Source organism: Ideonella azotifigens (assembly GCF_006519715.1).
Taxonomy (GTDB): Bacteria; Pseudomonadota; Gammaproteobacteria; order Burkholderiales; family Burkholderiaceae_C; genus Ideonella; species Ideonella azotifigens.
In genome coordinates this window covers 1-4801 of sequence record NZ_VIDT01000434.1, presented here as the reverse complement: position 1 = coordinate 4801, position 4801 = coordinate 1, and the positions used below count along the sequence as shown (strand labels likewise).

General features: G+C 69.2%; 6 protein-coding genes. 3 read left to right on the top strand and 3 right to left on the bottom strand.

Translation table 11 applies throughout. From position 1 onward, the window contains the following. Positions 1–343: hypothetical protein (locus tag FKP22_RS32400; RefSeq protein ID WP_211361501.1), on the top strand; the 343-nt coding region annotated here is incomplete at its 5' end. Here FKP22_RS32400 and trhA read toward each other — a convergent pair. Further along, positions 340–1023 carry a PAQR family membrane homeostasis protein TrhA gene (trhA, locus tag FKP22_RS21250; protein WP_141289685.1) on the bottom strand — a complete coding sequence of 228 codons (684 nt, stop codon included), beginning with the start codon at positions 1021–1023 and terminating at the stop codon, positions 340–342. The genes FKP22_RS32400 and trhA overlap by 4 nt on opposite strands. A gap of 122 nt (positions 1024–1145) precedes the next feature. After that, the gene (locus tag FKP22_RS21245) at positions 1146–1829 is read right to left on the bottom strand and encodes a class I SAM-dependent methyltransferase (protein ID WP_141289684.1); all 684 of its coding nucleotides are present in this window, start codon (positions 1827–1829) and stop codon (positions 1146–1148) included. A 154-nt stretch (positions 1830–1983) separates the two neighbouring features. Between FKP22_RS21245 and FKP22_RS21240 the strand changes: the two genes are divergently transcribed. Then, complete coding sequence (locus FKP22_RS21240) at positions 1984–2478, top strand: CreA family protein (protein WP_141289686.1); 495 nt, start codon at positions 1984–1986, stop codon at positions 2476–2478. A gap of 93 nt (positions 2479–2571) precedes the next feature. Here the strand turns inward: FKP22_RS21240 and FKP22_RS21235 are convergent, their stop codons facing one another. Further along, on the bottom strand, positions 2572–4092 hold the full coding sequence (locus FKP22_RS21235; protein ID WP_141289683.1) for a CoA-acylating methylmalonate-semialdehyde dehydrogenase: 1521 nt from the start codon (positions 4090–4092) through the stop codon (positions 2572–2574). A gap of 106 nt (positions 4093–4198) precedes the next feature. Here FKP22_RS21235 and FKP22_RS21230 point away from each other — a divergent pair. Beyond that, positions 4199–4801 (top strand): LysR family transcriptional regulator (locus FKP22_RS21230; RefSeq protein WP_141289682.1); only part of this gene is annotated, 603 nt, incomplete at its 3' end.

Genomic DNA, 4801 nt, shown 5'->3' with positions numbered 1-4801 from the left:
CGCACCCGCGGCGCAGCAGCGCTTCGAGGGCATTGTCTCGGCGCCTGCACTGGCGCTGCAGTTGGAGAACCTGCTGCTGGGCCTGCGGCACAGCGGGCTGCCGCGGGTTCAAGCCAGGGCGCAGATCACGGAACTGGTGGCGCGTTTTGGTGCACGCTGGGGCGGCTGCGGCGCGGTGGCCGAGGCCTTTGGCCTGGCACTGGCCGAGTGTGAAGACTGGCCGGCGGCCGCGGAATGGCTGCAGCGCGCGGTGGCTGCGGAAGATGCCAGCGCCAGCATGGCGACGCCGGCACACCTGGCGCGGGTCAGGAAGAAACTGCGCGGGAAGCGCCCAGCCGCTTAGGCCAGCGGCGCGGCGATGGCCGGGCCGTGGGAATGCCACAGTGCGGCGAAGAAATGGCAGGTGCTGCCGCCCAGCACGAACAGGTGCCAGACGAAGTGGGCGTAGCGCACCTTGTTGTCCAGCATGAAGACCAGCGCGCCCAGCGTGTAGCTGAGGCCGCCGGCCACCAGCCAGCCCAGCCCGGCTGGCGCCATGCGCTCGACCATGGGCACGACGGCGATCAGCGCCATCCAGCCCATGGCGATGTAAAGCCCGGTGGACAGCCACGGGTGCTGCAGCCGGTTCAGCAATTTGACGACGATGCCGACCAGCGCCGCGCCCCAGACCAGGCCGAACAGCGTCCAGCCCCAGCCGCCGCGCAGCACGCCCAGCGCAAACGGCGTGTAGCTGCCGGCGATGAACAGGTAGATGGCGGCATGGTCCAGCCGGTTCATCCAGACCTTGGCGCGGCCCAGCGGCAGCGCGTGGTAGATGGTCGAGACCATGTACAGCACCATCATCGTGATGGCGAAGACGCAGGCAGCGACGACGCTCAGCGTGCCACCCTGCTTCAGGGCCTGCATCACCAGGATGGGCAGCGAGGCCACGGCAAGCAGGAAGCCCAGGCCATGGCTGATGGCGTTGGCAATTTCCTCGCCCAGGGTCTGCGGGCGGTCTTCGGCGAAGCTGGCGCGGGTCATGGCCTATTGTGCAGGTGCAGCAAATTCCGTGGAAACCCTCATTGGCGGGGTGGGAACGCAATGTGTCGCCAGATGTGCAGCCGGCGGGCAGCTTGTTGCGCCAGATCAACGCCTGGCCGGGTTCAGGACGGCACTTGCCCCTGAGCCATGAACACGGTGCCGAACCAGCAGGGCTGGACCTGCAGGCCGGGCAGCGCGTCGGCCAGCAGTTGCCACGGTGCGTGCAGGCGGGCCAGCGTGGTCGTGGAGTACAGCGCAGCGCCCAGCACCCAGGCATTGCAGCCCCAGGCCCACCACGGCGCCCACTGCAGGCCGCAGGCGACCACCCTGGCGCCGGGCTTCAGGTGGGCCAGCACATGGGCCAGCGCCTCGGGCTGCTGCAGCACGTCGTGGGTGAAATGGAAGAGCGCGGCGTCGGCCAGCGGCGCCAGTGCCAGCGGCGCCTGGGCCGCTTCGCTTTCCAGCAGCGCCACCTGACGCAACTGCAGCGCGTCAACCCGCTGGCGGGCCAGGGCCATCATCTGCGGGCAGGGTTCGACGCCCAGCACCTTGCCGCGCGGACCCACCGCCTGGGCCAGCAAGGGCAGGCTGAGCCCCGTGCCGCAGCCCAGGTCCAGCACTGTCTCCCCAGGCTGCAGCGCCAGCGCCGAGACGGCTTGCCGGCGCAGGGGTTCGAAGACGGACAGCTCGACGTCATAGTGCGCGGCGCGGCGCTGGTAAAGCGCCTGGGCTGCCGCCAGGTCGGGTGCCGCAGCCCCCGGGGAGCCGGCAGGCGGGGCCTGGGACGGGTGAAGTGTGGGCGTCATGCGCAATCCTCCTTGAGGCTGGAGCATCAGGGCCCATGTCCGGCTTGTCCAGCGGAACTCTTGTCCAACGCGGCATCGGCCTGCTGGCGCTGCGACGGACAATGTCCCGGCCAATCGGCCGCCACATGAAGGGAATGAGCAGATGACGGAAACAATGCAGCGCCGCCGGACCCGTCCGGGCTGGCGGCTGGTCGCGGGGCTGGGCCTGCTGGCCGTGGCGGCCTGTGGTGCCAGCGCCGAGCCGGTCGGCGAGGTCGACACGGTGTTCAAGTGGATCGGCCCGGACCACAAGATCGTGGTGGATGCCTACGACGACCCGCTGGTGGCCGGTGTGACCTGCTATGTCTCGCGCGCCAAGACCGGCGGCATCAAGGGCGCACTGGGCTTGGCGGAGGACAAGTCGGAGGCGTCCATCGCCTGCCGGCAGGTCGGCCCGGTGTCGTTTGCCAAGCCGCTGCGCCAGCAGGACGAGGTGTTCAGCGAACGCATCTCGCTGGTCTTCAAGCGGCTGCGCGTGGTGCGCATGGTGGACGCCAAGCGCAACACGCTGGTCTACATGACCTACTCGGACCGGGTGATCGAAGGCTCGCCGCAGAACAGCGTGACCGCCGTGCCGGTGGACCGGGCCACGCCGATTCCGCTGCGCTGATTGGACAGACTCAAGGCAACGCAGGGTCGCCCCAAGTTGCCTTGATCCCCCCCGGGGGGCGGACCGGGCGCAGCCCGGGCCTTGGGGCGCCATTTACTTCGCGGTCGGCATCACGAACTCGGCACCCTTGCCGATGCTGGCCGGCCAGCGCTGCATCACGCTTTTCTGCTTGGTGTAGAAACGCACGCCTTCTTCGCCGTAGGCGTGCGTGTCGCCAAACAGGCTCTTCTTCCAGCCGCCGAAGCCGTGCCAGGCCATCGGCACCGGGATGGGCACGTTGATGCCGACCATGCCGACCTGCACGCGGCGGCTGAACTCGCGCGCCACGTTGCCGTCGCTGGTGAAGCAGGCCACGCCGTTGCCGAACTCATGCGCATTGACCAGCGCCAGCGCCTCGGCGAAGTCCTTCACGCGCACGCAGGCCAGCACCGGGCCGAAGATCTCTTCCTTGTAGATGCGCATCTCGGGCGTGACGTGGTCGAACAGCGTGCCGCCAGTGAAAAAGCCGTTCTCCAGGCCCGCCACCGTGTGGCCGCGGCCGTCAACAACCAAGGTGGCGCCTTCCTCGACGCCCACGCCGATGTAGCCCTCGATGCGGTCGCGCGCCTCGCGGGTCACGATGGGGCCCATCTCGGCGTCCAGCGCCATGCCGTTCTTGATCTTCAGCGTGCGTGCGCGTTCGGCCAGCTTGGGCACGAGCTTGTCGGCCACATCACCCACCAGCACCGCGACCGAGATCGCCATGCAGCGCTCGCCGGCCGAGCCGTAGCCGGCGCCGACCAGCGCGTCCACCGCCTGCTCCACGTCCGCGTCCGGCATCACCACCATGTGGTTCTTCGCGCCGCCCAGCGCCTGCACGCGCTTGCCGTGGTGGGCGCCGGTCTCGTAGATGTACTGGGCGATGGGCGTGGAGCCGACGAAGCTGATGGCGCGCACGTCCGGGTGCTTGAGCAGCGTGTCGACCGCCAGCTTGTCGCCCTGCACGACGTTGAAGACACCGTCCGGCAGGCCGGCTTGCTTCAGCAGCTCGGCCATGAACAGGCTGGCCGACGGGTCGCGTTCGCTGGGCTTCAGGATGAAGGTGTTGCCGCAAGCCAGTGCCACAGGGAACATCCACATCGGGACCATGCACGGGAAGTTGAACGGCGTGATGCCGGCCACCACGCCCAGCGGCTGGCGCAGCGTCCAGTTGTCGATGCCGGTGGAGACCTGGTCGGTGAAGTCGCTCTTGAGCAGCTGCGGTGCACCGCAGGCGAATTCGAGGATGTCGATGCCGCGGCTGACCTCGCCCTGCGCGTCGGTGAAGACCTTGCCGTGTTCGGCGGTGATCATCGCGGCCAGCGTGTCGCGGTGCTGGTTCATCAGCGCGAGGAACTGGTTCAGCACCCGCGCCCGGCGGATCGGCGGCGTGTCGGCCCAGGCGGGGAAGGCAGCTTGCGCGGCAGCGACCGCAGCATTCACGTCGGCCTCGGCTGCCAGCTGCACCTGGCGCGCCACCGCGCCGGTGGCCGGGTTGTAGACCGCCTGGCTGCGGCCGCTGCTTGCCGGCACGCGCTGGCCGGCAATGAAATGGCCGACATCGGCGGTGTGAGTGAAGGCTTCAGGGGCGCCCATGGCGGTCTCCAGTGGTTCGGCGGAAGCTTTGAGTCTAGGCAGCGCCCGCCTTGCTGCCAATGCCAAAAACCTGGATTCATTGTTCAGTTTGGCGAACAATCCCGCGATGAGCTCGAACAACAGCATGCCGCCCTGGGGCCACCTGCACGCCCTCACCACGCTGGCCGAAGCCGGCAGCTACACCGCCGCCGCACGCCGCCTGGGCCTGAGCAAGGCGGCGATGAGCCAGCGCATCAGCGAGCTGGAAAGCGCTGCTGGTGTGCCGCTGGTGCGACGAACCACCCGCAGCGTGCGGCTCACGGAAGCCGGGCAGCTGCTGGCCGAGCGCACCCGGCCCGCGTTCGAAACCCTGCAGGACGCTTTCAGCGGCGTGCGCGACCTGGCTGGTGCACCTCGCGGGCTGCTGCGGGTGACGGCGCCCGTCGCACTGGCGCGCCAGCAACTGGTGCCGCGGCTGCCGGCCTTTCTGGCGCAGTACCCGGAAGTGCGGCTGGAGCTGGAGCTGTCCGACCGGCTCAGCGCGCTGGCGCAGGACGGCTTCGACCTGGCGCTGCGCCACACCAGCTCACCGCCGGAAACGCATGTCGCCTGGCAGTTGTGCGAGACCCATTCGGTGCTGGTGGCCAGCCCGGACTACCTGGCGCGCCACCCGGCGCCAGCGCACCCGCAGGCGTTGGCCCTGCATCAATGCCTGTTCTACCCGCGGGCG

Excerpts from the sequence above, each read along its gene's own strand:
- trhA (WP_141289685.1), bottom strand. The coding sequence starts at position 1,023 with ATGACCCGCGCCAGCTTCGCCGAAGACCGCCCGCAGACCCTGGGCGAG.
- FKP22_RS21245 (WP_141289684.1), bottom strand. The coding sequence starts at position 1,829 with ATGACGCCCACACTTCACCCGTCCCAGGCCCCGCCTGCCGGCTCCCCG.
- FKP22_RS21240 (WP_141289686.1), top strand. The coding sequence starts at position 1,984 with ATGCAGCGCCGCCGGACCCGTCCGGGCTGGCGGCTGGTCGCGGGGCTG.
- FKP22_RS21235 (WP_141289683.1), bottom strand. The coding sequence starts at position 4,092 with ATGGGCGCCCCTGAAGCCTTCACTCACACCGCCGATGTCGGCCATTTC.